Genomic DNA, 16,365 nt, shown 5'->3' on the forward strand with positions numbered 1-16,365 from the left:
CCTAATTCTCCCCTCTGGCGTCTCGCGCCATGATGCGGAATTGCAGATACGTGAAGATCAGCATGACCAGCCCGAACAAGAAGGCCATCGCGGAGGCGCTGGAGAACTGGTTGTTGGAAAACGCCTCCTCGGTGATGTACTGAATCGTGCTCTGGGTGCTGCGATTGGGGCCGCCCGCCGTGATCACCAGCGTCTGCCCGAACAGCTGGAAGCTCGCCAGCACGGTCGTCACGAACACGAACAGGGTGACCGGGGCCAGCAGCGGCCAGGTGATGAAGCGGAACTTGGCCCAGGGGGTCGCCCCGTCGATCTCGGCGGCCTCGTAGTAGCTCTGCGAGATGTTGCCCAGCCCGGCCAGGTACAGGGTCATGTTAAAGCCGATGGTCCACCACACCGTCCCCACGATGATGGGCACCCACGCCAGCCCCTCGGTCGAGAGAAAGGGCAGCGGCTGCATCCCCAGCAGGTCGGTCCGCACCGCGTTGACCAGCCCGATCTGGTTGTCGAACATCCAGCGCCACAGGATGCCCATCACCGAGACGGTCAGGATGCCCGGCAGAAAGAACACCGACCGAAAAAAGGCCCGCCCGAAGATGGGCCGGTGCAGCAGCAGCGCCAGCCCCAGCGACGTGCCGATCAGCAGGGGCACGCTCACCAGCGTGAAAAAGCCGGTGTTCTTCATCGAGTTCCAGAAAAACTGTGACTGCGGCGTCTCCGGGTCAAACAGGTTGCGGTAGTACTCCAGGCCCACGAAGGGCCGCGTCTCGGCCAGCAGGTCCCAGCGGTGCATGCTCACAAAGAGGCCGTAGCCCACCGGGTACACCACGAACACTAGAAAGAGGGCCAGGAAGGGCAGAAGATACAGGTAGGGGGTCAGGGCGCTGCCCTCGCGCCCTCCCCGGCGGCGGCGGGCCTCGCGGGGACGGGCCGCCTCGCCCGGAACGCTGAGGCTCACGGCGCCCTCCGGTCCAGGGCGGCCCGGTGCGGCGCCAAAGGTCGCCGCGAGCACCGGTTCAGGCGGCGCTCGCGGGCGGGAGGCATGGGTTGCAGGTGGGTCATGGGGTACCTCCTCCGGTGCGGGGGAGGCGGGGTCCGGCCAGGTGTGCCGGACCGGACCCCGCCACGGGGCTTACTGGAAGGTCTTGCGGGCCTGCTGAATCTGCTTGTTGGCCTCGCTGACCCCGGCGTCCAGCGCCGCCTTCACACTCTGCTTGCCGCTGTAGGCGTTGGCCCAGGCGTTGTCGAAGGGGCCGAGGACCTGTCCGCCCCAGGGGAAGCCCGAGGTCGCGTAGATGTTGCCCAGCTTCGAGAACACGCCCGCGATGGGCCGGTTCTCGAACTTCTTGTTGTTGGCGACGGCGGGCATCACCGGGAGGCTCCCGGCTTCCGTCCAGGCGAGGTTCTGGGTGGGCGAGGTCATCCAGTTGACAAAGGCCAGCGCGGCGCGGCGCTTGTTGGCGTCGTACCCGGCCCGCTGCTTGGGCAGCGTCATGTGGCTGCTGCCGCCCCAGGCCGCGTCCTGCTTGGTGCCGATGCGCGGCACAAAGGCCACCCCGAAATTCATCTTCTGCTGCTCGAAGCGGTCGAGGTACCACTGCCCCGAGGGGAAGAAGCACACCTTGCCCTGGCTGAAGGCCGCGAGTTCGGCCTCCTCGGTGCTGTTGGGGCGGGCCACGTTGTGCTTCTGCACCAGGTCCACCAGGAACTGCACGCCCTCGACCGCCTGCGGCGAGTTGAAGGAGGCGTTCAGGTTCTTGTCCACCAGCGAGCCGCCGTTTTGCAGGATCGCGGCGTAGGCCAGGCGCGAGCCCACCCAGTTGTTGTACAGGCTGATGCCCCAGGTATTCAGGGCCTTGGGATCAAAGCCCGACTGCCCCGGCTTGCGGCCATTGCGGTCGGTCGTGCAGGCCCGCGCCGCCGCCAGCAGTTCGGTGCGGTTGGTGGGCACCTTGCTCACGCCCGACTTCTTCATCAGGTCCTTGTTGTAGAACATGACGTAGGCGACCGAGGAGATCGGCACCCCGTAGGATTTGCCCTCGTAGTCGGCGGTCTTGAACAGCGGGCCGTAGAAGCGCGACTTGTTGATGCCCGCCGCTTGCAGCTCCGCGTTCGTGAGCGGCGACACCGCCCCCCGCGCGACGAAGTTGGTGATCTGGTCCTCGTTGATCACCACGACGTCGGGAGCGCGGCCCGAGGCCACCAGCGAGGGCAGCTGCTGCCAGGTCGTGCCCCAGGGCTGGGCCTGCGCCTTGACCTCGATGTTGGGGTTGGCCGCGTTGAACTGCGCGATCAGCCGCTCCATGACCGGGCGGTCGGCTCCGGTAAAGCCGTGCAGGTAGGTCAGGGTGACTTTCGGCCCCTTGTAGGTCGAGGTCTGGGCGGCGGCGACTCCGCCGAGACCGGCGGCGAGCAGCAGGGCAGTGACTTTGACGGTCCGGTTCATGGTGCCTCCAGGGTGAGAAAGGAAAAGAGGGTGGCGCAACCCTCAGATGGTGGCGGTTTCTGCTCCTCCCGGGGGGCCAGGAAACTGGGCCGGGACGCGCTGGCCCGGCAAACACCGTGTCTAAAGGATTGCTTGGCGCGAGCATACCACCCTGCCTCCCCGCTCTCCTGCGACACTGCGGGCGTCAGGTTGACCGAATCTTTAACCGCCTCCAGCCGCTCTCCTCGCCCGCCACTCCCGGAGACCCCATGCCCGACGCTGCCCTTCCCCAGACCTACACCAACCCTGTCTATCCGCACTACTTCGCCGACCCCTTCGTGCTGCGGCATGGCGACGACTACTACGCCTACGGCACCAGCGGCCGCCCCCACGAGTCCGGCCGCGCCTTCGAGGTGCTGCACTCGCGCGACCTGCTGCACTGGACGGCGCTGGGCGGGGCACTGGAGCCACTGGGGGGCGAGAACGCCCGTGACTACTGGGCGCCGGAGGTGGCCTTCCACGAGGGGCAGTTCTACATGTACTACTCGGCCGGTGTGGGCGATAAGGGCCACCAGCTCCGCGTCGCCGTCGCTCCGCGTCCCGAGGGGCCTTTCCGTGACGCCGGGGTCATCCTCACGCCGGACGACCCCTTCACCATCGACGCCAGCCCCTTTCAGGACGAGGACGGACAGTGGTACCTGTACTACGCCCGCGACTTTCTGGACGGCGAGCGGGTGGGCACGGCGCTCGCGGTAGACCGCCTGGAGGACATGACCCGCCTCGCTGGGGAGCCGCGCACGGTGCTGCGGGCGACCGCCGACTGGCAGATCTTCCGGCAGAACCGCGAGATGTACGGATCGACCTATGACTGGTACACGCTGGAAGGGCCATTCGTGGTCAAGCGCGGTGGGCGCTATTACTGCTTTTACTCGGGCGGCGCATGGGAGGAACCCAACTACGGCGTGTCCTGGGCAGTGGCTGACCATCCCCTCGGCCCCTGGACCGAGCCCGAGTCGGACGGCCCCACCCTGCTGCGCTCGGTGCCGGGTCAGGTGGTCGGTCCCGGCCACAACTCGGTGGTGACGGGTCCCGACGGGCGCGATTACCTCGTCTACCACGCCTGGGACCCGCAGAAGACAGCGCGGCGGATGTGCATCGACGTCATCGAGTGGACGCCGAATGGCCCCCGCGTGGACGGCCCCAGCTTCACGCCGCGCCCGGCCCCGCTGCCCCGCTAAAACTGACGCGGCGCGGGCGGCGGGGTGGGGGAGGGCCGCGCCCCCTCGTCCCCCGGCCCCGCCTCGCCCAGGTGCAGCGAGCGCAAGGCGGGCACCCGCCACGCGACGAGAGCGACGACCAGCAGCGTGACCACCCCGCCCGCCCACACCGAGCGCACGGTGCCCAGGGCGCTGGCGGCCACGCCACTTTCCAGCGCCCCCAGTTCGTTGCTCGACCCGATGAAAACCAGGCTCACCGCCGCCACCCGCCCGCGCAGGTGATCGGGCGTCCGCAGCCGCAAGATGGCCTTGCGAATCACCATGTTCACCCCGTCGAACACCCCGGTAAAAAAGAGGGCGACCAGCGACACCGCGAAGTCCCGCGACAGCGCGAACACGATGATGCTGACCCCGAACCCCGCCACGCCCAGCAGCAGCGTGCGCCCGCTGTTCCGCAGCGGCGGGTGCCGGGTGGCCCACAGCATCACCAGCAGGGCGCCGACCGCCGGGGCTGCCAGCAGCAGCCCCAGCCCGCGCGGCCCCACCCCCAGGATGTCGGAGGCGAAGACCGGCAGCAGCGCCACCACCCCTCCGAACAGCACCGCGAACAGGTCCAGCGCCATCGACCCCAGAATCACCGGGTCGCGCCGCACGAACCTCAGCCCCCCCCGGATGCTCTCGGCCATGCTCTCCCGCTCCGGGGGCGCGGGCTGCGGCTTGGGCGCGATGCGCCACAGCGCCGCCCACGCCGTCAGCGTCAGCCCCGCAATCAGGACGTAGGTGCCGGTCGCGCTCCAGGTGGCGAGCAGCAGCCCCCCCAGCGCCGGGCCGATGATTCCGGTCGCCTGCCCCACACTCCCCAGCCACGCCGAGGCGTTCACGAAGGCGGACGCCGGGACGATCCGCGTCTCGAACGCCGACGACGCCGGGTCCCCGAACCCCCGCGCCACCCCCGCCACGAACACCAGCACGTAGAGGAGCGTCACGGTGCCCGCGTCCGCCCCACGTGAGGCCAGGGCCAGCCCCAGGGCACACGCCGCGAACACCAGCCGCGTAACGAGCAAGATCGCGCGGCGGTCCAGCCGGTCGGCGTAATGCCCGCCGATCAGGGCCAGCCCCAGCGCCGGGATCGCCTCCACCAGCCCCAGCAGCCCCAGCGCGAGCGGGCTGCGCGTGAGTTCGTACACCTGATACCCGATGGCAACCGCCAGCATCCGGCTCGCCAGCGAGGAGAAGGTGGAGGAGAGCAGCAATGCCCGGAACTCCGGGAACCGCAGGGCGGCGGCAGCGTCGGCGGGGGCGGTCATGCGGGGAGACAGCCTAGTGCAGCCCGGCCTCCCGGACCGTGGGGCGCCGCGTCTCTTCGGAAGGGACGGACTGCGGCAGAACCGATAGGATGCCCCCCATGCTCCCTGCCCTCCGCGACCGCCTGCGCGAGCTGTGCGACATCGACGCCGTCTCCGGCGACGAGCGGCCCCTGCTGCGTTCCCTCCGAACCGCCCTCGCCGGGCAGGTGGACGACTTCCAGATCGACGTGGCGGGCAACGCCTACGCGGTGCGGCGCGGCCCTGCTCCCGGCCCCACCGTCCTGATCGCCGCCCACACCGACGAGATCGGCCTGATGGTCAAGAGCATCGAACCCGGCGGCTTCATCCGCTTCGAGAAGATCGGCGGCGTGATCGACAGCCTGCTCCCCGCGCGGGCGGTGCGGGTGCGCGGCGTGAACGGCGTGATCGGTATGAAGTCCGGCCACTACCAGTCGGAAGCCGAGCGCACCCAGGGCCGCAAGGCGGGCGACCTCTACATCGACCTGGGCTGCTCCAGCGCCGCCGAGGTGGAGGCGCTCGGCGTGCGGATCGGGGACCCAGTGGCCTTTGTCAGCCCGCTGCTGGAGATCGGCGGGCAGCCCCACCTCGTCGCGGGCAAGGCCATCGACAACCGCCTGGGCTGCGCGGTGCTGCTCGAACTGGCGCTGGGGGCCGCGCCCGCCGCTGGAACGGTCATCTACGCCTTCACCGCCCAGGAGGAGGTGGGCCTCAAGGGGGCCAAACTCGCCGCCGAACGCTTTCGCCCCGACCTCGCCCTCGCGCTGGACACCATGCCCACCGGCGACACGCCCGACATGAGCGAGCACCGCGACTTGAATGTGCGGCTGGGCGCGGGTCCCGCTCTGCAAGTGATGGCCGGTCCGGGTGGCCGCGCCAACCTGCTGCACCCCGGCGTGCGCGACTTTCTGGAGGAGGTGGCCCGCGAGCGCGGCGTGCCGCTCCAGGCCTGCACCTTCAGCGGTGGTTCCAACGACTCGGCCGCGATGGCCTGGGCCGGGCTGGGCCTCGCCGCCGGATCGCTGACTCTCCCCAGGCGCTACTCGCACTCGCCCCTCGAACTCGCCGACCTGCGCGACGCCGTGGGCGCCGCCGAGGTGCTGCACGGCGTGGTGGGGCGGCTGCCTAATCTTCCCGACTTTACCTTCCTGCCCGATGACGCCTGACCCCGGTCCCTCCGGCGCGGGCGACCTCTGGCACGTCTACACCGACGGCAGCACCCGCCACGAGCGGCGGCAGACCTTTTCCGGCTGGGCGGCGCGGGCAGTGCAGCCGCAGGCGCGGGAGGTGCGTCAGGTCAGTGGCGCCCGGCCTGGCGGCACCTCGCTGGAGGCCGAAACCGAGGCCATCCTCGCCGGGCTGCGGCTGGTGCCCGGCGGCGCCCCCGCGCGGCTGCACAGCGACCTCGACCTGGGAACGCTGCTGGAGGTGCTGCACTCCCCGGCGGGGGAAGCCGCCCGCGCCCATCTCGCGGACGTGTGGGTCCTGCCCGTCGCCCGCAACCGGGGCCGCCACCCTGCCGACATGCACCGGGTCGCCCGCGCGGAAGAGGCGGATGCGCGGAGCGGCGAGCCTGTGGGCAGCACGGGCCTTTCCAACGCCACCCAGGAGGCCCTGGGCCTCGCCCGCACCGGGCCAGCCGACCCCCCGCTTTCCCTGGGCGAGGCCCGGCGTCTCCCCGGACAGGCGGGGCCGCTCCAGCTCCGGGTCGCCGGTCTGCCGCCCGCCCTCGACGGTGGACCAACCGCCCTCAGCCTGACCCTCGACCTGGGTTCCCTGACGGGACGTGGGCGCACGCCGGAAGAGGTCATTCAGACCGCCCTCCACCCCCTGCTGACCCTGCTCACGCACGGCGCACTCGTCGAGGTGCGCGTGCCTCCCATCTGGGCGGTCCCGACGCAGGCCGCCGCCTCCGGCCTCGCGGGCGTCCGGGTGCTGGCTCACCCAGACCCCGCGCAGCAACACGAGGAGGGGCGTGCTTGACTGAGTCAAGCCGCTGACGTCCTTCTATCTAAATATATACAACCTAACCCCATCCTGACGATCTCACGCCACTCTTCCCCCACATGCCCTAGAGCATTTGACATAAAAAGATGTTTGGGAAGGTATGGGTGAACCAACCGAAGACATCTCGCAACGTCACAGCGTCCAAGGCGGCCCAAATGCTTTGAAGCAGGGCCGGTATGTTTCGCCAATCTCCAGCCCGGACCAGAGCTTTGATCTTGGAAAACAGCATCTCGATGGGGTTGAAGTCTGGACTGTAAGGCGGCAAGAACAACACCGAGCAGCTCTGGGCTTCGATGCGCGTCCGAACGGACGCGCGATGGTGCGCCGAGAGGTTGTCCAGCACGACGACCTGTCCAGGGGTCAGGGCTGGGCACAACACCTCCTGCACATACCACTCGAAGATGGGTCCGTTGACAGCACCCTCGACCACGAGGGGAGCAAAGGGGCCGGTCGCTTGGACCGCGCAGATCAACGTTTGGTTACGACCCCAGTTGCGCGGCACGGCATACCGGACCCGGCAGGTCCGGTGTGCTCGCCCATATCCCCGGGTCATCGCGGTATTGAACCCACTCTCGTCGAGAAAGACCAGCCGTGCGGGTGTCTGAAGGTAAGGCATGAGGTCGTTCAGGAACTGCTGGCGCAGTTCCTCATTGCGTTCGGACGCGACCCGCGTTTTTTTTGTAGGTGATGCCGTGCCGCCGGAACACCCGGTCCACCGTGCGATAACTGATCTTTAAGCCGGTCTTGGCCTCCAGCTTGCGGGCATGTTCTTCCAGCGAGGCGTCGGGGTCCTCCTCCAGCAACTGGAGGAGGACCTGTTCATGCTCGCTCTGCACCGTGCGACGACGCCCGGTGGGCCGCTTCACGTCCCGCAACGTGCCAGCCGCGTGTTTGTTCAGGTACAGCTCGACCGTCCCGACCCACACCTGGAACGTCTCGGCCACTCGCTGATGGTCGCTGTCTTTCAGCGCTGCCGCCACGATGCGCTCCCGCAGGTCCACGCTGTACCCCCGCGCCCCCACCCGTTTCTGCATAACCTTATTATGTCAAATGCTCTAGGCATGGCCGCCTGGCAGTCTGGCAAATTCAGAGGCTGTCCATGGACCCAAATGTGGCCCCCTCTCTCCCCCCCAAAAGGGGTGCCCAACAACAGGAGTGTGCGGACGGTGTCGGGCACCACACCAACTCAGGCGGCAGTAGAGGCCCAAGCGTGGAAGACCAAGCCGCAGCCCCGACCCACACCAGACACCTGCGGGAGTTGAGCCTGCAAACTGTGGCACAACTGTGGCAATGGGCCAGAATGTGGCAGAAGGGCGCAGAGGCTAAAAACAAAAAACCCGCGCTAGGCGGGCTTTCTCTCTGGAGCCAGAGGTCGGATTTGAACCGACGACCTACTGATTACGAATCAGTTGCTCTACCCCTGAGCTACACTGGCGCGGCAAAAATGCTGCACGCACAAGGGTAGACGATGGCCCCGGCCTTGTCAAACGGCCCTTACCCCAGCGCCTTCACGTCAGCCTGAAGGGCTTCCAGCCGCGACCGCAGCTCGGCGGCGCGGGTGCGGGCGGCCTCCAGCCGGGTCTGCTCCTGCGCGGTGAAGCGGGTGTAGGGGCTGATCGCGTCGCGCAGCCGGGCGTCGGCGCGTTCCTGCTCGCGCTCGTACTCGCGGCGGATGATCTGTTCGAGGGCCTCGCGCAGCCCCCCCACCTTCTGCCGGAGCTGGCGGTGGGCTTGCAGCCGCTTGTTGGGCAGCACGAAGAGGCCCAGACTCCCCAGCGTCAGCCCGGCGAGGATGCCCCCGGTGAAGTCCAGCGCCGACGCCCCCACCAGCGCCCCGATGCCCGCACCCAGGCCGATCCCCCCCGCGAGGCCGCCCACCGCGCCCTTGAGGGCATCCTCCGCGTCGCGGGAGAGCTGGCGGGCGAGTTCCTGCTCGGTGGTTGTTTCCAGGTGCTGGCGGGCGCTTCCGGCGATGCCCTCCAGCAGCGCCCCCCGGTCATAGGAGAAGCGGGTACGGGCCACCTCGCCCTGGGGCTGACGGCGGATCAAGAAGGCCTGCACGTCCTCCCAGAAGTGCAGATTGGCTTCCACGAAGCGGTCAATCATGGTGCCGAACTGCCGGTCAATGGCGTCGGGAAGGTCCGCCACCGCCTCGCGCCGGAACCCCTCCTCCAGTTCGCGGCTGTTGATCAGGCCGCGCAGGTTGGAGAACCTCAGCTTGTCGTCGATAAAACGGTCGGCCCGCACCTCGAACTCGCCCAGCAGGCGGCCCAGTCGGTTGAGCTGGCCGTCAAGCTCGCCCAGCATCGTTTCTCGGTGGCGTTCGCGCTGGTCTTCGAGGTCGCGCAGGATGACGAGGTCCTCCGTGAGGGTCTTGCGGGCGGCCTCGGCCCGCGCCTCCTCACCGCTCAGGATCTCGGCAGCAGTCGAGAGCGGGCTCTGCAGCTTCAGGCGGGTGCGCTCGGTTTCCGAGAGGCGGGCCTGAAGGCCGCCGCGCAGCGTCCGGAAGCCCTCGTCGCCGCCTCGCTGCTCGGCCCGCGCACTGATCAAAAAGACGGGCGGCGTCAGGCCCAGCACACCCCGCGCCCCCGTCTCCACGAACTGCCGCACCTGCTCGCGCTGCTCGGGGGTCTCCAGCAGGTCCGCCTTGTTCACGACCATGATCACGCTGCGGCCCCAGCGGGCGGCCAGCGAGAGGAACTGCCGCTCAGACTCGGTGAAGGGCCGGTCCGCCGAGGTCAGGAACAGCACGAGGTCGGCGCGGGGCAAGAAGCCCTCGGTCAAGGCCTGGTGCTGGCGGATGATCGCGTTCGTGCCGGGGGTGTCCACCAGCGCCACCCCCTCCAGGCTGGGCAGCGGGTAGGTCAGGCGGCTCACGAAGGGGTCGCGGGTGGGTTCCATCTCGCCAGGGCGGTCGCCATGCACGAGGACATAGATGCGGTCGGTGGTGGGCGTGACGCCTTCCGGAAGGACTGCCGCACCCAAAAGCGCGTTCACAAAGCTGCTCTTGCCCGCGTTGAACTCGCCGACGACCACCAGCAGGAAGCTCTCATCGAGCGCCCTGGCCGCCCCCCGCGCATACTCGACGGCCTCCGGAGGCGCTCCCTGCGTCTCCAGAAAGGCCTGGAGATCGGCGAGGAGCGTCCGCTCGCGGGAAAGGAGGTCTTGCACGGGGGCGGTGACGAGCATGGGGCAAGTGTAGAGCCTGCCTCCGGGGGGCGCGGGGCAGGCTCAGGGTTGTTTGAAGGGTGGGGTCAGTTGACGGCGACCTTGCCCAGGTTGGCGGGATAGACGGTGATGCTGTACTCATCTGTGGCGTTGGGCAGGCGCAGGAGCGTGCCGCGTGACTGCCTCGCCACAGCCAGGTTGATGGTTACGCTGCTCACGGGGTTGGTCGCCGATGGGGGATTCCCGTCTGCCGCCGCGTAGGTAAACATGGTGTAGGTGTTGGCGGACGTGGTGAAGCCGCTCGTCTCCGTGATCGCCACTGCAGGTGCGACGTAGTCGGAAAGGATATTGGCCTCTCCACCCATGGGCACAGCCGGGGCGGACGAGGGGGGAAAGGTGGCGCCTACCGGCGACGAGGCAAGATTGGCCCGGTACTCCACCAATACCCAGGCGTTTCCATTGCTGTCGTCCGGCCCAGGATTTCGCCAACTCGTCGCAGCGGTACCAGTCACCCAGACAGAACGCTTGACAGGGTAGTAGGCGAGGAATCGGTAGGCCGTGGTGCCCGCTGCGGGTGGGAGAATCATGGCAAGGATGGGGTGGGTGTTGACTGTCCAGTTCTGGTTGCCGGTGGTGGGGTTGCGGCTGGTGGGGGCGTTGGTGCTCACCATGGCAATCGCCTGTCCCGGCGGGTACACGTACCACGCCTCTTTAAGCTTCCCGACGATGAGCTGCTGCGCATTGAGCATCTCCTGCTGCAACTCGGCGCGTGTGCTCGACTGCGCCGAGATGCGGCTGCTCTGGCCGAAGAAATTCACCAGCGCAAGCAGAATGACGCCCATCAGGGCCATCCCCACCAGCAGTTCGACCAGCGTCAGGCCAGCCGTGCGCGTTCCCGGCCGATTCACTGCGGCCTCAGCACGTCGAGGGTGAGGGTCACGTCCTGCCGACCGGTCTGGGAGGTGACGACCAGACGGCGCATGCGGGGAGGCGCCGCCGGAGAACTGCCCGGCGCATTGACCACGCTCTGAGTCGCGCAGGTAGTTGTGCGGATGGCGGTGGGCGCACCTGCTGTACCCGTTCCCAGCACATTGGCCCGCGCATCGAGCGACTGAAAGCGGACCGAATAGCCAGCGGGAAGAGCGATGGGGGCGCATGCCCGGTCGTAATTATCCTGAGTCGACCAAGCTCCCCTTACCTGCTCCAGCAATTGCTGGGCCTGTGAGGTGGTCCCCAGTTGCTGCTGCGCTTCGCGGTTCAGGCCCAACGATCCGGTTAGGGTAGCCGTCAGCACCGCGGCGAGCACGGCCAGAATCGCGATGGACACCAGAATCTCGATCAGGGTGAAGCCACCCTGCCGCCGCGCTGCGCCCCTCACAAGCCCCCCTGGGTCACGATGACCTTGCCCGTCACGCCGACCACGCGGATTTCCAGCGGGGTCAGACCCGGAAAACTGCTGCTGACCCGCAAGACTTTGCCCACTGCCCCCGCGAGTTCGCCGTAAGGAGCCGTGTAGGCGACCTGATTGCCCGCTGCGCCCGTGCCCGAGCAGTTGGACGGACAGCGCAGCGTGATGTTCCCTGGCAAGCGCCGCTCACTGCTGCCCACCAGATAGCGCGTGGAGTTCCCCGCGTCCCAGGAGACGGTCGTATTCACGCTACCCCTCTGCGCCTGCGAACGGGCGCGGCGCAGATCGGTCGCCATCTGGGTGGTCGCCTCGCGCAATTCGGCCGAGCGGATGCTGCGTACGGAACCAAAGCCCAACAGTCCCGCCAGAATGCCGATGATGGCGATGACGACGAGAAATTCGATCAGGGTCACGCCGCCCTCCCGCATCAAAAGGCCTCCGCCGCCATCTGGCGCATGACCACTTTCCCCAGGCCCTTTTGCGGCTCTGTCTCGGCGGCCGCCGTGATGGTCCAGCGCGGCGACACCGGGAAGAAGGGGGGGGTGACGCCTTCCTTGAGACGCTGGTCGTAGGTGAAGTCGCGACCGTAGCCCGCTCTGTCGCCAACCAGCCCGAAAGCTCCATACCAGTTCTCGATCAGGCTGCCGATCAGGTGCACGTCTCCCTGAGGCAAACGGTTACTGTAATTCTGGGCCGTCACTTCCCCCGTGCTAGCGATCATCGCCGTGTGCAGATTGAGGTCACGGCGCGTCTTTTCCGACAGGATGATGTCACCGTCCTGGCTGTAAATCCCAAGGATGTTCTTGGGCTTCTTCGTACAGGGAGGGGTGGCTTTGAGCGAGGCATACGAGCAGGGCGTATCCGACATGGTGAGGTCAGTATCGACCTTGACGTCTCCGCTCGAGGCGATGGTGACGCCCGCGAATGACGCCAGCGCCGGGGGTACGTTGCCCAGGGAGCCGTCTTCCTTATTGCTGCTGCGCCGATCCGGACCGCGCAGCGACTCGAAGCGCTCACCGTAGATCACGCCGTTGAACTTTCGGCCCTGCGAAATCCACGAGCCGCTGGAGTTTTTCTTGGACAGGTTGCCATCCTTGTCGACGCGGTACTCGTTGTTGGTGTCGATCACCTTCTCTGTCACGTTGCGGCAGTTCTGCGCGTACATCCAGTAGCCGTTATTCCTGCCATCATTGTGCGAGGCACGTCCCTTTTTAAGATCAGGAGCCGCGGTCCACTCTGGCAGCGGGTCCCAACGCTTGAGACCAGTATTCCAGAGGTCAGCCCAGACAGGAGTGTCCGTCCAAGAGCACTCGCGGACCGTCTGGCTCCCTGCCTTGAGAAAGCGGATGTACTGAAAGACGGGGTTGGGTTCGGGCCATTTCTGGGCAGAGGCGTCATACGTCGTGTTCAGCGGCAGTCCGTTCGAGCCGCCCGCCATCAACTCGACGCCCAAGGCGTTGCCCAGCATCAGGCCCTCGGCCAGGGCCGCCGCTTTTTGGTCGTTTTCATTGATGGGGAGTGGCTTATAGGCGGCGTTGAAGTCCGTCTTCTTGTAGTCAATCTTGGTGGGGTCGGTCTCATTCTTGAGGAAGTTGACCGTGCGGGGGGACTTGGCTACCTCGTCGGCCAGCCACTTGTTCTGCTTCTCGGCAGTATTTTCCGTATCGGGGGCAGGCGTGGGAGTCGAGTTGCCAATATGCACTCCTGCCGTAGACTCGCAGTTGCCGCCGGGGGCCAGCCCTTCTTTGGGCAGGTCGGTGCATCCCACGCTACTCACCTTGCCCCGAAACTGGGCGCGTGAGTTGCCCGTAAACAGGAATTTCTCGTTGGTGTGGATGGAGCCGTCGAAAACCTGATCGTCGAAGTTCACGGTGGGTGCCCCGGTCGGGCTGTAGGTGCCGCTGGGCTTGAGGCGGTGGTGATTGGTCATCAGCACGTCTTCGAGCAGGCTGGGCAGTTCGATCTCGAACCACCACTGGTTCTCGGCGGTGCGGCTGGCAGTCAGGACGCGGGTTGCCCCGCCGAGTTGCCCGCGCACCCGCAGCCCTTCGAGCCGAAAGTAAAAGCGATACTTCACAGGGGTCAGCTGCACTGCGCGGACGGGCCGAAGGGTAAAACGGGCCTCGCCCACTGCCTGCTCCTGCCTCAAGAGGCTGTTCCACCATTGCAAGCGACTGGCGGGATCAGCCACGTTGCTGGGGCGCTCGCTGCCTGGCGTGCTAGGCAACACATCAAAAGCGGCAGGCTGCACATACTGGGCGAGCAGTTCAAACTGGTTGGCCGGGGCTCCGGCCGCAACCTCGCAGGCTTTGGCCTCCGGAAACGCCTCGACGTCCTCCGCCCGGCTCCCGGTCCTAACCTGCAAGAACTCGGAGGTCGGTGTCCAGCTTGACGCGCTGCCCACTTGGTTGCAGAACTGCTCAGCCTGCACCTTCAGTACGGCCGGAGTCGTCGAATAAGGTACTACGATGTGATCAATGGTGCTTCCCCCCGCGCCCGTCCGGTTCGGGGAGAGCAAGGCCTCCACGTCCCGCAGTCGGCTCTGCGCCAAGGCCACCCCCGACTCCGCCGCATACTGTGCCCGCAACGTCGCCGCCTGATCCGCCGTATTCTGGCGACTCCCCAGCCCCAGCCGCAGCGTCGCGGCCAGGATGCCTGCCAGCAGCAGCAGGGTAAACAGCACAACAATAATCATCGTCGCGCCTTCGGTGGCTCGTGGACCTCTCATATCTCCCAGTCTGCTGGGGCAGGGAGGCCGGGCCTAGCCCCCGAATAGGGGCGCGTGAAGCCGCCTTCATATCCCTCGGGCGCTCCGCTCGCGCGGGGAGAGCAGACTGGTCCCCATTCCCACAGGAGGTGCCCCCCATGACCGGACCCTACGACCGTCCCCCCATGCCCGCCACCGAGCCGACCGACACGCCCGCCCCCATCCCCGAGCGGATGCCCGGCGGCGACGACACCGGGCCGATTATGGACCCCCCCATGAACCCGGACCTGCCGGGGATGCCCGAACCGGACCCGACAAGCAATCCAGACACGCCGGGCCTGCCCAGCCCCACGCCCATGCCCGCGATGTAGGCACATGCCATCTTGCGCCGCCGACCTGACACGGTTGGCGGCGCTGCCGTTGTCAGCGGGTCAACAGCGTGCGCCCCTGCTCACGCAGCCAGCGCCGCCACCGCGCATGCTCGGGCATCAGGCGGGCCACGTGTGCCCAGTAGCGGAGCGAGTGGTTCAGTTCCAGCAGGTGCGCGGCCTCGTGCAGGGCGACGTAGCGGGCGACTTCCCGGGGGGCGCGGCTGAGCGCCCAGTGCAGCCGGATATCCCCGCGCGAGGAGCAACTGCCCCAGCGGGTGCGGGCACCGCTCAGGGCCACCCGCCCCAGCCGGTCACGGGCACCCAGTGCGCCCGCGTATTCCTCCACCCAGGCGCGGAAGACGGGCAAGGCGGCAGCACGGCTCCACGCCTCCAGAGTCGCGGCGAGGTCTAAGCCGTGAGGAAGGTGTAATTCGTCACCCACCCGCTCGGCCTGACGCAACCCCGGTACCAGCCGCAGGGTCAGCGTTTCGCCCAGGAAGGGGTAGGGGGAGCCGTCCTGCCATGCCGCCGGGGGCGACGGCCGCGCCGCGAAGGTCCGCAGGTGCCGCTCGGCCCACTCTCGGCGGGACTCCACGAAAGCGGCGAGCGTCTCCTCCGGTGTGCGGACGGGGGCGTGCAGGACAACCTCGCCGGGGCGGACCTGAAGGGCCAGCGTGCGGCGGCGGGCGCTGCGGCGCAGCTCCACGGGAACGCCCCCGACCGTCCACGGGGGGGCAGGTCGGGGGCGCGGCATGGCTCTGTTATAGCGGCTGGTTAGAGCTGGTTGTAGTCCTGGTTGAAGGTGTCGCACTGGTTGGGGTCGCCCGTGCGGAAGCCGGTCATGAACCAGTTGACCCGCTGCTGGCTGCTGCCGTGGGTAAAGGAGTCGGGCACCACGTAGCCCCGGCCCTGGCGCTGCAAGGTGTCGTCCCCGATGGCCGCCGCCGTGTTCACGGCCTCGCGCACGTCCTCCTGGGTCAGGTTGGCGAGGCTGGACACCTGATTGCCCCACACCCCGGCGAAGCAGTCGGCTTGCAGCTCCAGGCGCACCCCGTAGCTGTTGGCCTCGGCCTCGGTGCGGGCGCCCTGCTGGGCGCGGGTGACCTGATCGGCGATGCCCAGTTCGTTCTGAACGTGGTGCCCGACCTCGTGCGCGATCACGTAGGAGTAGGCGAAGTCGCCGCCGCCGCCGAGCTGACGGTCCATCTGTGCGAAAAAGGAGGTGTCGATATAGATCTTGTTGTCCAGCGGGCAGTAGAAGGGGCCGGTCGCGCTCGTCCCCTGGCCGCAGGCGGTGGGCACCGACCCCCGGAAGGACACCAGCACGGGCTTGGTATAGGTGCGCCCGGCTTGCTGGAAGATGCCGCCCCAGACTTCGTTGGTGCTGCCCAGGATGCGGTCGAGGAACTCGTATTCCTCGGTTTCGCCCGCCGTTCCCGCCTGGGTCTGGGGTTGCGTCTGCGTCTGAGTCGGGACCGTCTGGCCGCCCGTGACGACGCTGGGGTCTACCCCGAAAAACATGGCGATCAGGGCGATAAGCAGGCCGCCGATGCCGCCGCCTACCGCGAGGCCGCCCCCCGGAATCCCACCCCCACCCCCGCTTTGCTGCACGCCGCCGCCGCTGCGGGGAAGGTTTTTCCAGTCCATCTCCAGCCTCCTTCGCTGCGCCCGCCATTCCAGCGCGGCCCGGACCAGCGGGCTGCCTCTCTGTTCTGCGTGGCTCAGGGGGCATTGTAGGAG

The 16,365-nt window shown here is 67.7% G+C and carries 15 protein-coding genes and 1 tRNA gene; 4 read left to right on the forward strand and 12 right to left on the reverse strand.

Translation table 11 applies throughout. From position 1 onward, the window contains the following. Position 1 precedes the first annotated feature (1 nt). Both F8S09_RS07745 and F8S09_RS07750 read right to left on the reverse strand, forming a co-directional pair. Positions 2-955, reverse strand: a complete 954-nt coding sequence (locus tag F8S09_RS07745) for a carbohydrate ABC transporter permease (protein ID WP_322618636.1) — start codon at positions 953-955, stop codon at positions 2-4. 174 nt (positions 956-1,129) lie between these two features. Continuing rightward, a complete protein-coding gene (locus F8S09_RS07750; RefSeq protein WP_152870784.1) occupies positions 1,130-2,443 on the reverse strand; it encodes an ABC transporter substrate-binding protein in 1,314 nt (437 codons plus the stop codon). A gap of 248 nt (positions 2,444-2,691) precedes the next feature. Here F8S09_RS07750 and F8S09_RS07755 point away from each other — a divergent pair, with 248 nt between their 5' ends. After that, the gene (locus tag F8S09_RS07755) at positions 2,692-3,660 is read left to right on the forward strand and encodes a glycoside hydrolase family 43 protein (protein ID WP_152870786.1); all 969 of its coding nucleotides are present in this window, start codon (positions 2,692-2,694) and stop codon (positions 3,658-3,660) included. On the opposite strand, the gene F8S09_RS07760 is transcribed toward F8S09_RS07755, so the two are convergent. Further along, a complete protein-coding gene (locus F8S09_RS07760; protein WP_152870789.1) occupies positions 3,657-4,946 on the reverse strand; it encodes an MFS transporter in 1,290 nt (429 codons plus the stop codon). The genes F8S09_RS07755 and F8S09_RS07760 overlap by 4 nt on opposite strands. A gap of 98 nt (positions 4,947-5,044) precedes the next feature. On the opposite strand from F8S09_RS07760, the gene F8S09_RS07765 reads away from it, so the two are divergent. After that, positions 5,045-6,130, forward strand: a complete 1,086-nt coding sequence (locus F8S09_RS07765) for a M42 family metallopeptidase (protein ID WP_152870792.1) — start codon at positions 5,045-5,047, stop codon at positions 6,128-6,130. After that, positions 6,120-6,947 carry a hypothetical protein gene (locus tag F8S09_RS07770; protein WP_152870795.1) on the forward strand — a complete coding sequence of 276 codons (828 nt, stop codon included), beginning with the start codon at positions 6,120-6,122 and terminating at the stop codon, positions 6,945-6,947. The genes F8S09_RS07765 and F8S09_RS07770 overlap by 11 nt, the downstream gene beginning before the upstream one ends. Before the next feature lie 88 nt (positions 6,948-7,035). Here the strand turns inward: F8S09_RS07770 and F8S09_RS07775 are convergent. From F8S09_RS07775 to F8S09_RS07805, 7 genes are all read right to left on the reverse strand, one after another. Continuing rightward, a protein-coding gene (locus F8S09_RS07775) for an IS630 family transposase (RefSeq protein ID WP_152870410.1) occupies positions 7,036-8,005 on the reverse strand; the annotation gives its coding sequence in 2 pieces (ribosomal slippage) (positions 7,036-7,650 and positions 7,652-8,005; 969 coding nt in all). Positions 8,006-8,331: 326 nt separating this feature from the next. Beyond that, positions 8,332-8,406: transfer RNA gene (locus F8S09_RS07780), tRNA-Thr, on the reverse strand. Positions 8,407-8,465: 59 nt separating this feature from the next. Then, entirely contained in the window at positions 8,466-10,160 is a 1,695-nt protein-coding gene (locus F8S09_RS07785) for a dynamin family protein (RefSeq protein WP_152870797.1), read from the reverse strand. Between the two features lie 65 nt (positions 10,161-10,225). Continuing rightward, entirely contained in the window at positions 10,226-11,047 is an 822-nt protein-coding gene (locus F8S09_RS07790) for a prepilin-type N-terminal cleavage/methylation domain-containing protein (protein WP_322618637.1), read from the reverse strand. Beyond that, positions 11,044-11,517 (reverse strand): PulJ/GspJ family protein, encoded by a 474-nt coding sequence (locus F8S09_RS07795; RefSeq protein ID WP_322618638.1) that lies wholly within the window; start codon positions 11,515-11,517, stop codon positions 11,044-11,046. Before F8S09_RS07795 ends, F8S09_RS07790 begins: the two co-directional genes overlap by 4 nt. Continuing rightward, entirely contained in the window at positions 11,514-11,975 is a 462-nt protein-coding gene (locus F8S09_RS07800; protein WP_152870800.1) for a pilus assembly FimT family protein, read from the reverse strand. The genes F8S09_RS07795 and F8S09_RS07800 overlap by 4 nt, the downstream gene beginning before the upstream one ends. After that, the gene (locus F8S09_RS07805; RefSeq protein WP_152870803.1) at positions 11,975-14,275 is read right to left on the reverse strand and encodes a hypothetical protein; all 2,301 of its coding nucleotides are present in this window, start codon (positions 14,273-14,275) and stop codon (positions 11,975-11,977) included. Before F8S09_RS07805 ends, F8S09_RS07800 begins: the two co-directional genes overlap by 1 nt. A gap of 137 nt (positions 14,276-14,412) precedes the next feature. Here F8S09_RS07805 and F8S09_RS07810 point away from each other — a divergent pair, with 137 nt between their 5' ends. After that, a complete protein-coding gene (locus tag F8S09_RS07810) occupies positions 14,413-14,625 on the forward strand; it encodes a hypothetical protein (protein ID WP_152870806.1) in 213 nt (70 codons plus the stop codon). A gap of 52 nt (positions 14,626-14,677) precedes the next feature. Here F8S09_RS07810 and F8S09_RS07815 read toward each other — a convergent pair whose 3' ends face one another. Further along, positions 14,678-15,379, reverse strand: a complete 702-nt coding sequence (locus F8S09_RS07815; RefSeq protein WP_152870808.1) for a M48 family metallopeptidase — start codon at positions 15,377-15,379, stop codon at positions 14,678-14,680. 20 nt (positions 15,380-15,399) lie between these two features. Then, positions 15,400-16,272 carry a KPN_02809 family neutral zinc metallopeptidase gene (gene ypfJ / locus F8S09_RS07820; RefSeq protein WP_152870811.1) on the reverse strand — a complete coding sequence of 291 codons (873 nt, stop codon included), beginning with the start codon at positions 16,270-16,272 and terminating at the stop codon, positions 15,400-15,402. Between the last annotated feature and the right edge of the window lie 93 nt (positions 16,273-16,365).

Origin of the sequence: Deinococcus terrestris (assembly GCF_009377345.1) — a bacterium.
In the GTDB taxonomy this organism is placed as follows: domain Bacteria; phylum Deinococcota; class Deinococci; order Deinococcales; family Deinococcaceae; genus Deinococcus; species Deinococcus terrestris.

Excerpts from the sequence above, each read along its gene's own strand:
- F8S09_RS07750 (WP_152870784.1), bottom strand. The coding sequence starts at position 2,443 with ATGAACCGGACCGTCAAAGTCACTGCCCTGCTGCTCGCCGCCGGTCTC.
- F8S09_RS07755 (WP_152870786.1), top strand. The coding sequence starts at position 2,692 with ATGCCCGACGCTGCCCTTCCCCAGACCTACACCAACCCTGTCTATCCG.
- F8S09_RS07760 (WP_152870789.1), bottom strand. The coding sequence starts at position 4,946 with ATGACCGCCCCCGCCGACGCTGCCGCCGCCCTGCGGTTCCCGGAGTTC.
- F8S09_RS07765 (WP_152870792.1), top strand. The coding sequence starts at position 5,045 with ATGCTCCCTGCCCTCCGCGACCGCCTGCGCGAGCTGTGCGACATCGAC.
- F8S09_RS07770 (WP_152870795.1), top strand. The coding sequence starts at position 6,120 with ATGACGCCTGACCCCGGTCCCTCCGGCGCGGGCGACCTCTGGCACGTC.
- F8S09_RS07785 (WP_152870797.1), bottom strand. The coding sequence starts at position 10,160 with ATGCTCGTCACCGCCCCCGTGCAAGACCTCCTTTCCCGCGAGCGGACG.
- F8S09_RS07800 (WP_152870800.1), bottom strand. The coding sequence starts at position 11,975 with ATGCGGGAGGGCGGCGTGACCCTGATCGAATTTCTCGTCGTCATCGCC.
- F8S09_RS07805 (WP_152870803.1), bottom strand. The coding sequence starts at position 14,275 with ATGAGAGGTCCACGAGCCACCGAAGGCGCGACGATGATTATTGTTGTG.
- F8S09_RS07810 (WP_152870806.1), top strand. The coding sequence starts at position 14,413 with ATGACCGGACCCTACGACCGTCCCCCCATGCCCGCCACCGAGCCGACC.
- F8S09_RS07815 (WP_152870808.1), bottom strand. The coding sequence starts at position 15,379 with ATGCCGCGCCCCCGACCTGCCCCCCCGTGGACGGTCGGGGGCGTTCCC.
- ypfJ (WP_152870811.1), bottom strand. The coding sequence starts at position 16,272 with ATGGACTGGAAAAACCTTCCCCGCAGCGGCGGCGGCGTGCAGCAAAGC.